Raw genomic sequence first — 15670 nt, 5'->3', positions numbered from 1 at the left:
GCACAAAGCATGTTCTTGTGAAGTGCCCCCACGGGGATTCGAACCCCGGTCGTAGCCTTGAAAGGGCTGCGTCCTAGTCCACTAGACGATGGGGGCATTTCTTAAGCGGGCGGATTTTATCATCCCACCGTGTAACGGTCAAGCGTTTTTCTCTTCTTTTGCCCGTTGATTGGCAAAGGCCAACATATCTACTTTTTCACGGTTGAACAAGATGCCCGCACTTTCTACTTTCAAATTGGGGAGCATAATGGCCGTGAGTGTCGCATCGAACATGGGGATGAAGTTGCGCGTTTTATCAGACATCAAAGTGACGAAATCAAAACGTCCAGCTACTTGAAGTTTGCCATCAACCTCAAAGATATTCGTGGCAATACGCGCTTGAAGCTCTACGATATTGGAATATCCACCACGCACAATGTTTGTGGGTCCAAGATCTTCACGCCGTGCCGCGCAGACCGCACTCACCTGTGACTTGACGAGGCGCACTAGCTCATAGTGGTCAACCAGTTTGGTTGGCATATGAATGCGTGCCAATCTGGCATCATGGATCTCAAGATGGGACTTTGTCGAATCGTTCATGACGCCCATGATACCGTTGGCGGCAACCATGATCTTACCAACGATACGGTAGCCAGCGGTGTATACATCGGCAGGGAGAAAACGATAAGTGCGTTGAGATGAATCCATGATCTTTTCCTTGTCGTTATCAACCGTCAGTCAAGTGGAGGCGGCGGAACATTTCGTTTACGAGAACCAGGCTGAGGTACGCGTTTGACGCGGCGGGTGGGTTTGCCCGCTTCCGGGTTGAGAAGCATGGCAAGCATGGCAATGGCACGTTCATCGTACTCCCGTTTCCCGCACAGGTCGCATACCCATGCTGGGAAGTTTTGAACCGTGACAAGTTCCTCGCCCAGCCATGTAAAGTAGGTGATGTGGCGGTTGTGCATGACGCCTGCAGGACATTCATGACACGGTATGGAACTATCTGTGAGTTTCGAAAGAGATTCGTTCACTTTACTGTACCTGCTTGAGGTCGAACACGGCGGCGGTGTGATTGATGAATTTCCATTCGGAGGGGGGCCAGTAGATCAATAGGGCTTTTCCGATTACATTTTCTTGCGGCAACAAACCCCACTGATGCGAATCTTTGGAGTCGTTGCGGTTATCGCCCAATACGAAAAGCTCATTATCCCCAACGGTCCACTCACCGTTATAGATAGGCGGCTGTGCGATATAGGGTTCTTGAAGTACAAAGCCGTTGATCTTAACCTCGCCATCCTGCACGCTGACGGTTTCGCCCGGTAAGCCAATGACGCGCTTGATGAGATCCTGTCGTTGATCGGTGGGAAGACTGAAGACGATAATATCGCCTCGTTGTGGCTGACCGGTCTTGTAAGTTACACGGCTGACCAGTATATATTCACCGTTCTGTAGTGTAGGGTTCATGCTTAAACCATCGACGCGTACACGGGCCGAAACGGCGTTAATGCCAAAATATAAAACGACAGCAAGGATGATTGTCTCGAGAATGTCGAGTGTAAAGCGTTTCCAATTTTCTGCTTGTTGAGGTTCAGCCTCAGTTTGCTCTTGAATTTCGGGTTGTATTTCAGGTTGTGTGGTTTCCAATGTCTGATTGCTCCGTGAAAAATTATACTGCTTTTTTGTATTTCCCCTGCGCCCTTAAGACAGACTTAACATGTTTGTTTACTTCAGACGATGCTATGCGCCTTTTTCTCTACTTTTGTTTTCATGTTCTGCCCAATTGCGGATGAATTCCACCTGCTCCAACGTTTCTGGCGAATGACGGTGGATCTGACTCTTGGGCACGCTTCGCCACCACTCTGCAAGTTGATTCAGCGCTTCTTCGCCTGTTCTACCCCGACGCACGAGATAACAACCTACTGTTGTGCCCGTTCGCCCGATGCCACCCCAACAGTGGATGTAGATTCGTTTGCCATTCTTGAGCGCCTCATCGACCGTGTCGAGAATGGATAGCATGATCTCAGGAGTTGGTAAACCAAAATCGCCGATAGGAAAGTTGTGATGTTTTACTTTGACATCATAGATCTTCGCCTCTTCCAACAGCGTTCGGATGTACGGTACGGTTTCGTTGGGGCGTGTCAGATCAATGAAGGTATCGAAACCCGCTTCGAGCAATGCATCAAGGCGACGGCGGGTTTCTTCGGATGTGTAGCGCCCCGGGTATTCACCTGCAAGCAGTTGACCCGGTTCTACCCAATAGGATTCGGAAATGGGACGTTTTAGTTCGCTCATTATTTAGGGAAGGATTCACAGATATTGCTGAGAATAGTTCCTCGTAATTCCACAAGTTCGGGATATTCGTAAAAGAACAAAACCTTTTGATCGGCGATCGTGTCGCCTTGTGGCTTCGACGTGAGGACAAAGTAGGTCCATGACTCAGCGATATCCTCTTCAGGGGTGGTCACCGCATATGATGTGACAAATTGATCTTGATATGAAGAATAAAAATTATCGAGCAGTTCGTAGCGAGCCTCTTCATCAGTTTCATCACTGATCGCACTCCATTCATCGTGGATGTCTGGCCAGAAGCGATTGTAGAAAGCATTGATATACGACGACGATGTACTACACCCTTCACCGGGGAAGTACTGTGGACAGGCGGCAACTTCGCTTTCCAGCACGCTTTCATCATCAGGGTTGTTGAAGACCTCGATGCTGGGCGGCACCTGATCTGGGTTGAGCGTGAGCAAGTGGCCGAATTCGTGGATGAGAGTGAACGTCAGGTTGCGGGTGTCTTTGATGTCGAGAATATCTACTTCGAGTGCCCAGTTGTTCGGGTCGTTTTGAGTTTGTGTGACGGCGGCCAACGTGTTATCAACGCCATCGGTGGTGACATCGTATTCAGTGATGAAACCCCGTTGTTCTTCGGGAATCAGCGATGTGAAATAGCTCCACACAAATTCCTGCGATGCGGTATCTTCCTGTTCGTCTTGCAGGTCACTGGAAACGGATTCGTATTGTGGGTCGCTGATCTGATCGCCATCGACAGTGTAAGTGACGATGTATTGTTCGTCTTGTGCTTCGGTATCACTTCCTTCTTGTGCGGCCGCATCTATGATATCGGAAAGGAGGACAGGGCAGGTCTGTCCTTCGACGACAGTTGTGGGAATGGAAATAACTTCTGTTGGTACGGGAACAGAAGTGGCAGACTCATCCTCAGGGGAGAAAATGTCTGTGGCGGCGCGGCAGGCTAAAGTCGAGAGAAGAAGCGCTGTGAGGGCGAAGAGAAATGTATGTTTGCGAAAAGAAGTCATGGGAGTTTGATCAATTTTGCGTCAAGGAAATAAAGATAAAGATACCCGATCAATAACAGAACCCAGCCAAGCATTTGCAGACGATCCATGAGGGTTTCGAAAGAGAGGGCAAAATTTTCTTGAATAGTTTGAACGATGTTCTCGAGATTATCAAGTTTGGTCTTGACGCTTTCCTTCCAGTCTTTGAGATAGAACTCATTGTGAATGATCTCGTAAAGTTTGGTGGTGTACCAATCGCCGATGAAGAGCAGGTTTTGTTCCACGCGTTCAAAGTTGATCATTACCTCGAGCTTATGTTCAGCGATCTGGCGAATCATACCGCGGGTAGCGCGTGGACGGCGTCTGTTTTTGAAAAAGGATTCGTTGATCTTATCGAGCAAGTCTTCGATGGAAATATCCAGCATACGATAACGGAGCAGTTGGTAATTACCGATCTTGAACAGGACGATATCCGATTGAAAATCATTGTTGGGAGCAATGATGACGGCCCCTTCCCAATCCACCAAGGTGAGTTCGATGGCAGAGTAACGGGCACGCGAACTCAGGATCTCTTCCATCTCGGTCTTCTCGAATATTTCACGTTGTGATCGGATGAAATTGGAAATGGCGAGTGCATTCTTCTCGATCCACTTATCAGGCGTGGGTTTGGCCTCGTTCACAAGCAGGATGGTGTATTCCTCGAACAGCCCATTCTGGCGATAGGTTTCAGGAATGTAACGGGATTTAAGAACATCCTCGATCTTTTTTCGATCATGCAATACAGTGGCGGCAAACGGGTCGCTGAGGTCGTAATGACATTCCACGATTTGAACAACACCGTCATATCGTTGACGTGTGATCGAAACAGCATATCCTTCGACCACAATGGTCTCAATGCCTACGGTAACAAGGTCAATATCGATCGGTTGGAAATAGGGCGCATCTTTCAACCCTTTGAATTGCTCCACGGGCTGACGCGTTATATCCTCTGAATCAGGGAAGGCAAGTAAATAACAAATTTCCATGCCTTAAGTGTAGCATGGATTATTTAGACATGCCCCAGGTGAAATATGTTGGCACATATAGAACACGCTCACCGCGTTCTCATGCCTGTTCATCTACAAGCTTCATTTTTTGGATCTCTTCACTGGAAGCCATTCCCGCCAAATCGGCTTCAAGCACAGCCCATTCTTTTTCCCGCTCTTTTGCAGACGCTTCATTTCCTACGCTTCGAATTGTTTCTGTCTCGATGATCTCTATCCCCGCCTGAAAAAAGGACTCGGCTAAATACGCCCCAAAGCCTGGGTCAGCTCCTTGTTTCTTCAACGATTCGGTTTGCCACTTTCCTAAAGGGATGAGTTCATCGGGTTTATCGATCCGTTGTTCATAATCAGGTTCGGCAAATGCGATGATGTGCCCACCGGGTTTTGTCACACGTTTCATTTCGAACAAAGCCTGCAACGGTTCCTTCACCCATAACAAAAGAAAGTGACAATAGACGACGTCGAACGAATGGTTTGCATAAGGGAGTGCTAACGCATTGCCTCGAATCAACGAAGCGCTTGAAGCATGGACCTGACATTGGGCAAGTGAGACAGGGTTAATATCCAAGCCGTGAAGAGAGATATGATGTGGCAGTTCTGAAAGGATAGCCCCCGTGCCGCATCCTACCTCAAGTATGCGGCTTGATGAATTCAACTGGATCTTGTTGAAGACATACGCCCGCAGGTCGCGAGTCCATTTGGCTTGCTGGGTGTAGCGGGTATGCCAGTTAACCAACGGTGTTCTTTCTCAGACGCAAAATACCGAGGATAACGAGCACCACAGCGCAAAGCCATTGCATGGCAAGGATGATCGAATCACTTGAAATGGTTTTACTGATCGCTCCTATGGCAAATACAATGGCGATCAAAAAATAAATTACACCGGAGTCCAAACCTTTTTTCAACATGAGATTTGCTTTCTAACGGTGAATATCTTTCCACTCATCCTTGAGCAAATTGCCAAGGATTTGATCTGCCATCCCTTGGGTGGGGAGCACATCGCCATCGGGTTCTACATACATCCAAGCCTTGCCCGCTCCCACAGGGACATTATCTTCTTGCGTTTCAAATGCAACCGGGTTATCCGCAGAATAAGGAACGGGAAGGTCGAACTTTAGCGCCAATCCCAACTCGGCGGCTTTGTTGCGTAACTCTTGATATGCCTCGCGTGGGGTGTTCTCAGAGATCGAGAGAGATAGGCTTTTCACATTCAAGCCTGCCAAACGCTCCAGTGTTTTCTGCATATCTTTTGCATTGTCATTATTCAATGTGACATGGACTGTGACGAAGATATCCTCAGGCATGATGGTTTCGAGTGCCGACCATGAGGCGGTGTTATCAGGTTGAAGCATAAAGAGAATATGATCGAGCCCGGTTTGTAATAGTAGGTCAAGATACTTTTTATCGGCGAGTTTTAAACCGTCGGTAAGAAGCCCACAGACCTGGCCATTCACTTCGGAATGTTTGATCAGCTCGGGCAGGTCATCGCGCAAGGTGGCTTCGCCGCCTGTGAATGTGACATGAGGGATGCCCGCCATCCATGCTTTATCGAGGATGGCTTTCCATTCGTCTGTGGTGAGTTCACGATCCACACGTTTGGTGGGGGCGTATTCGGCTTGGGTGTTCGCAGGCAGGCGATAGGTCAGCGCGCAATCGAGGCGGAGTGGGGCGGTGAGATCGGCTGAATGAGGCTGAACCAGTTCAAAGTCCAGAAAAGAGACGGGGTCGAGGTCTGGAGTCGAGATCAAAGTTTGGATGCGTCCCACGAAGTCGTTGAAATCCTCGAGAGCCATCCCTTTACTGATGCGGTAGCGGTCGGCGATCTGTTTGGCCGCTTCATTGGGTTCCGTCCCTTTGATGAAATGGAATGCATATTCCGCGGCGGTGGGATTCAACTGCATGATCGTGGATGCGTTGAGGATCAAAATCCCTGAGCCATCTTTTTGCAAGCGCAGGTGCAAGCGGTAGGGCCTTTCATTTTGCATGGCTTGCAGATGATGCGTGCCTTCAGGCAGAGGTTGGATCTTTGAAAAACGGTCGGCAAGACGATTGATGATTTTCATAGTGTCTCCAGACGTTGATTAATTCAGCACAGCCAGCGGAACAACTTCATTGTTCACGCCAAAAGTTTCGCGATGATTTTCGAAATTGAGCGGACATCCGCCGCCACACTCAGTGACGAGCGAACAGCTTTCGCATTTGGCGGGCAAGTTCTGCCGTTCGCGCAATTGGACCGAGAGTTTGTGGTTCCAGATCGAATCCCACGAGTCGGTGAGCATATTGCCAAGCGGATGGTAATACGATTGGCAGGGTAGAACATTCCCGTTGGATTCGATACACATGCTGTACAGTGCGGCAGTGCACCCTTTGACGCCGAGGTTGCTTGCGGTGGGGTCGAACTCACAATATTGCGTGGGCGTATACCAAATGAGGCGTTGCCCACGTTGGGCGGTCTTGTATGTGGCAGTATCGAGGATCGGTTGCAGTTCACTTTCACGCAGACCTGTGCCTACGGTGAGGCCGTGGCCTGAATAAATGAGTGCGTTCAGCCCGATCGTGGGCACGCCGATATCCGCGAGAAAATCCAACGTGTCGGGGATAGTGTGGACGTTCGTGCGGAGCATGGTGGTATTGGTCATCACATACAATTTGCTTTGCAATGCATTCTTCAGGCCAGCGATGGTTTGTTTAAATGCGCCTTTGGCTCGCATCATTTCATCGTGGATCCCTTCGTCACATGATTCGACTGTGATCTGCACATGATCAAGACCTGCATCTACGAGCTTTTGCACATAACTCATATCGGACAACCTACGGGCGTTCGTGTTGAGACCTGTGATCTGCCCATTCGATTCTGCGTGTTTGATCAACTCTGGCAGATCGTTGCGTAATGTGGCTTCGCCGCCGGTGAAGACGATATGCGGAACACCCAAAGCCCAAAGCTGATCGAGAACCTTGAACCATTGCTCGGTGCTGAGCTCAGGGAAGTTCCGCTCGCGGGCGTTGTAGCAATGGGCGCAATCGTTGTTACAGCGATAGGTGACGGCCAGATCCATGCGATAGGGCGCGGAGGGGCGTGTGCTGAATGGCATGAGCGATTCAAGATCAAGCTCGTGAACGGGACAAGCACCATCAGGGCGGATGAGTTCAGAAAGTTGAAGGTTGAAGGTTTGAAGGTCTTCAGATAGTTGCTTGCGTGGCGCATTCCACTTTTTGGACAAGACCTTGACCGTCTCTGATTCGCTCTTCTCTTCCAGGATCATCCATGCCATAAAAGTCGCTGTCGGGTTCAAGTGCATGACACTGCTGGCGTTGACGATAAGCGTGCCGTGCCCGTCTGGGTCGATCCGCAAGTGGATGCGCGATTTCTCGTGTTCCGTCTCGCGGGTGTAGTGATAAAGACCAGACGATGGACCATGGACGATAGACGATTTACGATTGAAGAGGTCGGTAAAGAGAGACATGTTTCACCTATAAAGTTGTTGGCTATTAGCTATTAGCTGTTAGCGATTAGCTCTTGGCTGTTAGCAATTAGCTCTTAGCTAAGAGCTAGCGGCCGCCACCGGCGCAGGCGCAGGCACAACCGGCACAGGCACACGCACAGGCGCAGGAACGTCCGCCACTGCTGCCACTGCCACCGCTGTTTTTGGGTGGGGGAGGAGGAGGGTTGGTTACGTTCGTAACGCGATTCGTGAAGTCTGTGACGTTGCCAATGACCTTTTGTGAGAAGGTCTGCACGCCTGTTGCGACAGACGATGCAAAGTCTGAGCCGGGGAGATGTGGCACGGAGGGCATGGACATCGAAGATGAGGGAAGGCCGCTCGAGGCTGAACCAATTCGCGGGTAAGTCGGATCGTAACGTCCCCACCACGTAGGCACAATCACAGGACCATGAAATACGCGGCGTGTCCGATCGTCGTAGTCTTTATCCAGCATGGTCCATTCAAGCGCTTGTTCGAATTTCTGGCTTTTCACTTCGGGGGTATCGGCTTGTTCTACTTGGTCCCATGCTTTTTGCATGATGCTCTTGTAATAGTCGATCGTTTCGCGGCGGCTAAAGCCTTTCATCTTTTCAGAGACTGAACGGATAAGGCTGACCGTCATATCCTTTAGTTTGCTTTGGCGCACTTTGACATCGGCTTCCTGGAATGCTTTCAGAAAGCCCATCTCATACTCGTGAAGGCCATCGGGCAATGGCGATATGGAGTCGACTTTCAACGGGTCACGGGTGACCACTTGCGCGGCTCCCTTTTTGATGACGCCGAATAGGATCATGGTCATCACTTTGTCGAGCGATTCATTCATGAGGATGGCGGCTTCTACAGCGGTGAGTCCGCGCTTGATGCCATGCCCTTCGATGGAGATACGCGGAGGCAGGTATTGTAGTTTGCGGCGATGATTGGCGTATGCTGTAAGGCCTGGAACGCCAAGGAACATGAAGGCGAAAAAGCCACAGAAGAGAGTGCCGAAGATGGCATCTGGTGAAATGGAGAAGGAAGGTAACTGCACAGTGACAATGCTATCGGCAGGGACGTAGCTTTTCGGGAACGATGCGCCGAATTCATATTCCTGTGCGGCACTTGCGTTCGTACTGCGCCATGTATATGTGACCCTGTTCTGGTCATCGTATGCGGTTTGTGGTTCGGAGGGGAAGCCTGCTGGTGCAGTATGCCAACGAGGCTCATCGGGTTGCATATTGGGCGGCAAATGGAATGTAACCGTCAGGTCGGTTGTGCCTGTGACATATTGACTGCCAAAGTATGTGGGCGCGAAGGCACTACTGGCGTAGTTGTTGTCTTCACTGTCGTGATAAATGATATTGCTGATCTTCCCAACATAGGCATGGACCGTTCCAGTCCTGCCAGCAGGAATGCTCTTCGACCCCAACACAATAGCGAAGCCACTGCCACTTCCTTGGTAATCGCTGGTAGAAACGCTGACCTGTGAACCGTTGACATCTGCGGTCACGGTGTTTATGTCCCAATCGTTGTTGGGAAGGCCAACATCTACATAGTCGATGACATGCGCACCGTTTTGGTTCACAAAGCGCCATGTGTAATCGAGGCTCATCGTGCCATCTTCGTTTAGATACACATGCACAACTTCTGTATCTACGCCGAAGTAGTAATCAGATTGCGCAAAGGCAGTTGCCGTGATGCTCAACAATAATATCAAAGCAAGCAGGATCGCAAGATTTCGTTTCATAAGCACTCCTTGATACTTCAGAGTTCCAGGTTCCACGTTTCAAGTTTCAGGTTTGATTGACTTGGAACGTGTTTACCACTTTGGTTCTTCAGTCAGTTGATACGTGGTGCCGCAAAACGGACATTCCACAGTGGGTGCGCCTGCGAGCATTTTGATGTTATCGGCTTTCAAGGCGCCGCCACAGTTTTTGCAATTCATAGATTCGATCTTGGTCTGCGCAGGCAGGTCCACTTTGAGAGTGACGTTGGTTGTGTTCCCCGTTGTAGAAGCGGGCTGACGGCTGGCAAACCAGATCAGGCCGAAGCCGAACAAGACACTTAATGCCCCGCCACAGACCCAGGTCCAACCGCCGCCTTGATTTCCACCTGAACCCCAAACGAACAATACGCCAAAAAAGATCAGGATCGCGGCCGCGATGTATGCAATGATTTTCATGAGGAGCCTCCTGCCATATATACGATGAGTCTAGCAGTTTCGTTGTTGGAGAACAAATGACATTCGTCGTGAATTCATCCTGTCTTTGTCTGGTTTCGTTGCTTGGATAATTTGCCTGTATACTTGGAAAAAAGCCAATCACTAAGACACAGAGTCACGGAGAAGAGTATTTAAAAACTCTGTGTCTCAGTGACTCCGTGGTTAATAAATTGGAGTCGTCATGGGAATACAAGATCAATACAACAAATGGAAAGAATCCACGCTTAAGAAATCATTGGACAAATTCAAGGAGCGGAGAGAACGCTTCGAATATTCCTCTGGACTCGAAGTGCCGCGCCTCGGACTTCCCTCACAGGTTGATTCCGTTTCGGGCACTTCGACTTCGCCTACGGCTCCGCTCAGTGCGGAGGAATCCTATATAAATAAATTAGGTTTCCCCGGCGAATATCCCTACACGCGCGGAGTCCAGCCGACGATGTATCGGTCACGCTTTTGGACGATGCGACAATATGCAGGCTTCTCCACAGCGGAAGATTCCAACAAACGCTATCGCTATTTATTAGGACAAGGCCAAACGGGGCTATCGGTCGCTTTCGACCTCCCAACTCAAATTGGGTATGACGCGGATGATCCGATCGCGGCGGGGGAGGTGGGGAAGGTGGGTGTGTCCATTTCATCGATCAAAGATATGGAGCAGTTGTTCGATCAGATCCCGCTCGATAAGGTTTCGACTTCGATGACGATCAATGCGCCTGCGGGCGTGTTGCTGGCGATGTATATTGCGGTGGCAAAGAAACAAGGCGCGGACATGCGTCAACTGCGCGGCACGATCCAGAACGATATTCTCAAGGAGTATGTGGCGCGCGGCACGTATATCTTTCCGCCTGCGCCTTCGATGCGGCTCATCACGGACATTTTCTCGTTCTGCGCGAAGGACGTTCCGTATTGGAACACGATCTCGATCTCAGGCTATCACATCCGCGAGGCGGGTTCGACCGCTGTGCAGGAAGTGGCGTTCACGCTCGCAAATGGGATCGCGTATGTAGAGGCGGCGCTCGCGGCGGGTTTGAACATTGACGATTTCGCGGGGCAACTCTCGTTCTTCTTCAACGCGCACAACAACTTTTTGGAAGAGGTGGCGAAGTTCCGCGCGGCTCGTAGACTGTGGGCGAAGATCATGCGCGAACGGTTCAAGGCGCAGAAGCCAGCCAGTTGGCAGTTGCGCTTCCATACGCAGACCGCTGGCTCGACCCTCACCGCACAACAACCAGAGAACAACGTGGTGCGTGTGACAGTTCAGGCTTTATCCGCCGTCCTCGGGGGGACGCAATCCTTGCACACCAACAGCATGGATGAAGCCCTCTGGCTCCCGACCGAAAAAGCTGTACGTGTGGCGCTCCGCACGCAACAGATCATCGCCTACGAATCAGGCGTCGCGGACTCGGTTGATCCGCTGGCGGGATCGTACCTGATCGAATATCTCACGGACGAGATCGAAAAAGGCGCGCAGGAATACATCGCCAAGATCGACGACATGGGTGGTGCGTTGCAATCTATTGAGAAGGGATTTATGCAGAACGAGATCCAGAACGCCGCCTACGCCGCGCAACAAGCCATTGAACGCGGGGAACTGGTGGTGGTGGGAGTCAATCAATTCACGGTGAAAGAAGAAATGACGTTGGAACGTTTGAAGGTTGACCCTGCGATTGAAATTGGACAGAGGGCAAGATTGAAGGAGTTAAGGGAAAGAAGAAAGCAGGAAAGAGTGGACGAGTTGCTTGGAAAATTAGTGACCGCCGCCAAAGGGACCGAGAACCTGATGCCGTTGTTCATCGAATGCGTGGAGAACGACATCACGCTCGGTGAGATCTGCAATACGCTGAGAGGCGTATGGGGCGAGTATGTAGCGGAAGGGTTTTAGTAATATAACGAGGAATTGATGTCTAATCGACCAACTAAGCGTAATCAGATAAACCGATTGTCAAAAATTTCTTATTGGCAATCGCAATCTCGATGGCTGAAAACAAAATTTGAATTCAGCAAAAGGCTATATAAAGTCCAAGAGTCTATTCGTTACGCCCAACGGGATACCGTTATTTTTCGATTGCTAGTTCAATCCTCACTAGCACCGCTTATTTTTTCTGTTCTTTGCCTTATAGCCTTGATTCTTCTGCCATTCCCTGACATCAAACCTGATTACGTTGATAACTACGACAACTTTCTAATAGCAGCAGCGAGTATCACTGGAATTTTTCTGTCTTTATATTTTACAGGGCTAAACACAGTAATAAGTGGCTTGTACTCAAAATCTCCAAGGACTGTATTCTTATTGGTGATACAAGAACAAGTTAGCCATTTCTCTGTTCGATTTCTTGTATTCTTTACACTTATCTGTCTGGAGTTACTTTTTGTCGGTATTGTATTTGACAGTAGACTCGTTTCATCAATTTCGGTCGTTGCTATTCTAGGTTGTCTTTCAATATTGTTTTTTGTTAGATTAGGGTGGAGTGTCTTTAACTTTCTTGATACAAGCCCATTAGTTGACCAAGCAAAATCCGAAATAATTAAATGGGCATCATATAGCTCAAAATCGGGTTTCGAATTTCAGAGCCCTTCTTTTCAAGAACATTATCGGAAACAAGCAGAAAATGCTCTAATGGGTTTCCAGGGAATAATTGATTTATCAAAGTCCGAAAAACATCTCATAGGCACATTAAGTGAGACCTTTTCTCAAATTCAGAATCTCTATGTGAGGTACCTATGGATTAAACGATCGATTCCTACGAAAAGCCGATGGTTTTTATATTCGCCTAAATTCCAAGACTGGTATATGGCATCAGAACATATGGTTCGAATTGCCAATATAACTCAGACAGATTTACAACCACAGATAGAACCTAATCAAGAATGGCTAGAGGAAAAACTTGAAAACTTGGAAATAGAAGTATTTTTGTATGCAATAGAGCAAAACCAATGGGAGACAGCTCAAGTTATTCTAGCAAGAATATTTGACCAATTTAGTGCTGCTGGAAGAGTGGGCGAGATAAAGCGTGCTTTTGGTTTTCTTCATAAATACAAAGAAGTTGTAGACAAACTGCTTTCCGATCCTATATCAGCACCATCAAAGTGGAATGGTGAAGATATAAGAACAAAATTGAGTGCCTTGCAGGTTTTAGTGGCGTTGTTGACTACTTTAGCAGCTGATCTATTCAACTCTTTAGGAAAAATCGACTTTGATGATTTGAAGAAAAAAATTTCAAGTCAAAATTGGAGTAAGCCAAATGCACCGTATACTCTTGATCTTCCCTTTCGACTTCTAAAAAGATTGGAAGATATTCACAATGGTCTTAATTTTGAAATAAGTGTTGAGGGACAAGTCGTATCACCCTCATGGTATATAACAGAGCTAGTTCTTCAAGAATACTCTTTTTACTTGAAAGAGGTTTCTAATAAGATTTTACTGGATGGAGTTGATTTTGTTGAAAAGATTATCAAATCATATGAAGATGGGAAAAGATTTGTGGAAGTATCAATTGTTGCTTCCTCTGCTTTGGAATTAGAAGCAAAATCGCGCCATCTGTTATCAGTAGTAAAAGGGGTTGATGAAAAGTTAAGTAAAGAGCGCTCAATAGAGAATTTGCCTTGGGCTGAGTGGAATTGGGAAGAATATAGAGAAAAATTAACATCATTTCGTGAGAGGATGGTGGTAGCCCAAGTTTCTCATTTAGGAGGTCTGTTTACATGGAAAGAGCCTTCCGATTTTCCTGATTACTTTGGTAAGGGCGTGGTTTTAGCAGGTGAGGAGTGTTTAAAAAGTTTGCGAGCAAATAATGCTGAGTACTTTGCCACATTATTTCCAAAGTATTTTGGTGGAATACTACTGACATTTGAAAAGATTAGGGTGAACAATCAAAATCTTCGCCCTGAGCAGTTTCTGCTTTTGCTTACAGAGCCAATTATGGATTTGCTTGATGTTAGTGGTTATTCTTTAATTTATTCGGAATATCATCAGAACGAAGAGCTTTGGAAACCCTGCAAAGTTGCTTGGGATGATTTAGTAAAAAAACAAGGAAGAGAATATTTGGAAAGATTGGCTATGTTGATTCAAAACAAGAAGTTTAGTTTTGGGGCAACTAATCGTGATTTCTCTCGTTCTCAATGGGAAATTGAGTTCAACGCGAGTATGCGGTTGTTGCCTAGAAAACATGAAAAAATTGAAAGGGGGGTAGTGCCAATTGGATTAAGTATTATTGATCATCCCAGCGAACTTATCAGAGAAATTGGTGGTACCCACGACCGTTATTCATCAGTTTACGATTCAGATGAAGTGTTTATTGATATATTCTTAAGCACGTTGCCTGAAGCTAGTGGCTTAGATTTTGGAATTAGACATAAAATAACAGAGTCGATTTCAAGGAAGAAAAAACGAAAGAAGAAAAGTAATGGATAGGAGAAGATTGTATGCGAGAAAAAGAATTAGACTATCATCCGCTTACACTGTGGAATGTTCCTGAAGAGCATGATTACTTTTATAAAGATATGGGTGGCTTATATTCCCACATGTTTACTGAAGATGTGACAAATAACATAGCGCCTTTTAGTTCACATTCTTCCAGAAACAAGAAATCTTTTGAAGCAATTGTTAGTGACGACTCATTAGAACTAGAGTTGAAAACGCTTTTTCATTTACCTTACAGCGATAGCTCTTCGTATGAGCCACTGAGTAATGTGGTTTTTGGTTTTATTCGTGAAGTATCTGGTTTTCTGCTTGGGAGAGGTGGCAGGTGCTTTTTTGAAATTGTTGATGCCACTCTCAAAGACGGTGACATGTCTAAATCATTATTTGTCTTGAAACCAGTTCAGGGAAGGGTGACTAAATTTTGGGGAACTTATTATCAAGCGATTCCAAAAGATAGACGCGAGGGAAATAAAAAATACATTGCAGTTCCGCAGTCAAAAATATGGATTCTAGAGACGCCCAAAGAACTGGGGAATATCAAAGGCATTATCGCACTAAGTGATAATTTGGGAAAATTGGAAGACGCATCGCTATTGGGTTCGAATATCGTCATGAGCCAAAAAGAGTACTATGGGTTTGAATTTAATAAGTTTCACAGGCGCATTGATGCAGAAATTCTACAGGCTACGAATAAATGGGGGTGGGACATGCGAATGGCAATTAATAATCAACATGCACTTGAATATTTTATGTTTTATCGAATGTTGCGATTTAGTCATTCACTAGCGGTATTAAGAACTGATATTCTTTCCAAAATGAATATCCTCCTAAAACGATTAGGTTATGATGTAACTGTCTCGTTTTCGGGTATACCCACTCCAAAAGATTATTTAGATGCAATTAAAAAAATGGAAGAAAGACGACTCTCTTTCAAGGAAGCCTCAGACTTAGTTCATTATTCTCTGTAGTAGCTCAGTTATCTGTGTGCGAGGGAAGGCGTGGAGAGAAGGTGAGGGACCTCGCCCTGGTGGTGGTTATGATCGGCGTGTTGACTTGTCCCTCTCCTAAAGGGAGATGGTATGATGACGATCCCTTTTCTGATTGATGGGCGGGTTGAATTTCCAAGTTATAGTTTAGGTTGAAGAAGGTCGGGGCTTCTCCCCTTTAGGGGAGACGGGAGAGGGGTTTGAGTCTGACCTCACCCCAACCATCTCCTAAAAGAGAGGAAGCTCACTGAATGGAATGAGAGTTAT

15 protein-coding genes and 1 tRNA gene are annotated in these 15670 nt (G+C 47.3%); 3 read left to right on the top strand and 13 right to left on the bottom strand.

Going from position 1 to position 15670, the window contains the following annotated elements; translation table 11 throughout:
- Nucleotides 1-23 precede the first annotated feature (23 nt).
- The 13 genes from IPP66_22470 to IPP66_22410 all read right to left on the bottom strand — a co-directional run bounded on the left by IPP66_22470 (nucleotide 24) and on the right by IPP66_22410 (nucleotide 9958).
- A tRNA-Glu gene (locus IPP66_22470) sits at nucleotides 24-96 on the bottom strand.
- Nucleotides 97-138: 42 nt separating this feature from the next.
- Nucleotides 139-687 carry a hypothetical protein gene (locus IPP66_22465; protein MBK9928044.1) on the bottom strand — a complete coding sequence of 183 codons (549 nt, stop codon included), beginning with the start codon at nucleotides 685-687 and terminating at the stop codon, nucleotides 139-141.
- A 26-nt stretch (nucleotides 688-713) separates the two neighbouring features.
- A complete protein-coding gene (locus IPP66_22460; protein MBK9928043.1) occupies nucleotides 714-1013 on the bottom strand; it encodes a YgiT-type zinc finger protein in 300 nt (99 codons plus the stop codon).
- A gap of 1 nt (nucleotide 1014) precedes the next feature.
- Nucleotides 1015-1626 carry a signal peptidase I gene (gene lepB / locus IPP66_22455; protein MBK9928042.1) on the bottom strand — a complete coding sequence of 204 codons (612 nt, stop codon included), beginning with the start codon at nucleotides 1624-1626 and terminating at the stop codon, nucleotides 1015-1017.
- 93 nt (nucleotides 1627-1719) lie between these two features.
- Nucleotides 1720-2274: a dual specificity protein phosphatase family protein gene (locus tag IPP66_22450; protein MBK9928041.1), complete on the bottom strand. Its 555-nt coding sequence runs from the start codon at nucleotides 2272-2274 to the stop codon at nucleotides 1720-1722.
- Nucleotides 2274-3296 carry a hypothetical protein gene (locus IPP66_22445; GenBank protein MBK9928040.1) on the bottom strand — a complete coding sequence of 341 codons (1023 nt, stop codon included), beginning with the start codon at nucleotides 3294-3296 and terminating at the stop codon, nucleotides 2274-2276. The genes IPP66_22450 and IPP66_22445 overlap by 1 nt, the downstream gene beginning before the upstream one ends.
- Nucleotides 3293-4300 (bottom strand): hypothetical protein, encoded by a 1008-nt coding sequence (locus tag IPP66_22440; GenBank protein ID MBK9928039.1) that lies wholly within the window; start codon nucleotides 4298-4300, stop codon nucleotides 3293-3295. Before IPP66_22440 ends, IPP66_22445 begins: the two co-directional genes overlap by 4 nt.
- A gap of 79 nt (nucleotides 4301-4379) precedes the next feature.
- Nucleotides 4380-5054: a methyltransferase domain-containing protein gene (locus IPP66_22435; protein MBK9928038.1), complete on the bottom strand. Its 675-nt coding sequence runs from the start codon at nucleotides 5052-5054 to the stop codon at nucleotides 4380-4382.
- Nucleotides 5047-5226 (bottom strand): hypothetical protein, encoded by a 180-nt coding sequence (locus tag IPP66_22430; protein MBK9928037.1) that lies wholly within the window; start codon nucleotides 5224-5226, stop codon nucleotides 5047-5049. Before IPP66_22430 ends, IPP66_22435 begins: the two co-directional genes overlap by 8 nt.
- A gap of 12 nt (nucleotides 5227-5238) precedes the next feature.
- Nucleotides 5239-6381, bottom strand: coding sequence for a radical SAM protein (locus IPP66_22425; GenBank protein MBK9928036.1), 1143 nt, complete (start codon nucleotides 6379-6381; stop codon nucleotides 5239-5241).
- An 18-nt stretch (nucleotides 6382-6399) separates the two neighbouring features.
- The gene (locus IPP66_22420) at nucleotides 6400-7782 is read right to left on the bottom strand and encodes a radical SAM protein (GenBank protein ID MBK9928035.1); all 1383 of its coding nucleotides are present in this window, start codon (nucleotides 7780-7782) and stop codon (nucleotides 6400-6402) included.
- Between the two features lie 85 nt (nucleotides 7783-7867).
- On the bottom strand, nucleotides 7868-9523 hold the full coding sequence (locus tag IPP66_22415; GenBank protein ID MBK9928034.1) for a hypothetical protein: 1656 nt from the start codon (nucleotides 9521-9523) through the stop codon (nucleotides 7868-7870).
- A 72-nt stretch (nucleotides 9524-9595) separates the two neighbouring features.
- Nucleotides 9596-9958 (bottom strand): hypothetical protein, encoded by a 363-nt coding sequence (locus tag IPP66_22410; GenBank protein ID MBK9928033.1) that lies wholly within the window; start codon nucleotides 9956-9958, stop codon nucleotides 9596-9598.
- A 220-nt stretch (nucleotides 9959-10178) separates the two neighbouring features.
- Here IPP66_22410 and IPP66_22405 point away from each other — a divergent pair, with 220 nt between their 5' ends.
- The 3 genes from IPP66_22405 to IPP66_22395 are packed head-to-tail and all read left to right on the top strand — an operon-like array spanning nucleotide 10179 to nucleotide 15385.
- Nucleotides 10179-11879, top strand: coding sequence for a methylmalonyl-CoA mutase family protein (locus IPP66_22405; GenBank protein ID MBK9928032.1), 1701 nt, complete (start codon nucleotides 10179-10181; stop codon nucleotides 11877-11879).
- Nucleotides 11880-11897: 18 nt separating this feature from the next.
- Complete coding sequence (locus tag IPP66_22400) at nucleotides 11898-14408, top strand: hypothetical protein (GenBank protein MBK9928031.1); 2511 nt, start codon at nucleotides 11898-11900, stop codon at nucleotides 14406-14408.
- Nucleotides 14409-14419: 11 nt separating this feature from the next.
- Nucleotides 14420-15385: a hypothetical protein gene (locus tag IPP66_22395; protein ID MBK9928030.1), complete on the top strand. Its 966-nt coding sequence runs from the start codon at nucleotides 14420-14422 to the stop codon at nucleotides 15383-15385.
- Nucleotides 15386-15670 lie beyond the last annotated feature (285 nt).

Origin of the sequence: Candidatus Defluviilinea proxima (assembly GCA_016721115.1) — a bacterium.
GTDB classification, from domain to species: Bacteria; Chloroflexota; Anaerolineae; order Anaerolineales; family Villigracilaceae; genus Defluviilinea; species Defluviilinea proxima.
This window is presented reverse-complemented; position numbering and strand designations above follow the sequence as displayed.